Below are 373 nucleotides of genomic sequence, written 5' to 3' on the forward strand. Positions count from 1 at the left end.
CGAACCCTTAGCGGCGTTGATGAGCTCATCGGCCAAACACTCGGCGATGGTCTTAATGTTCCTGAAGGCAGCCTCTCTCGCACCGGTGCACAGCAGCCAGATAGCCTGGTTGACCCTGCGGAGCGGGGACACGTCCACGGCCTGTCTCCTGACCGTTCCGGCTCTGCCGATACGGGTGGAGTCCTCACGTGGACCGCTGTTAATGATGGCGTTCACCAGAACCTGCAGTGGGTTCTCTCCAGTGAGCAGGTGGATGATCTCGAAGGCGTGTTTAACGATGCGCACGGTCATCAGCTTCTTGCCGTTGTTGCGTCCGTGCATCATCATCGAGTTGGTGAGACGCTCCACGATAGGGCACTGAGCCTTACGGAAG

At 58.7% G+C, this 373-nt stretch carries 1 protein-coding gene; it reads right to left on the reverse strand.

Going from position 1 to position 373, the window contains the following annotated elements; translation table 11 throughout:
• Positions 1-373: 30S ribosomal protein S7 (gene rpsG / locus GFJ41_RS21230; protein ID WP_170076042.1), on the reverse strand; the 373-nt coding region annotated here is incomplete at both ends.

Source organism: Paraclostridium dentum (assembly GCF_012922555.1).
Taxonomy (GTDB): Bacteria; Bacillota; Clostridia; order Peptostreptococcales; family Peptostreptococcaceae; genus Paraclostridium; species Paraclostridium dentum.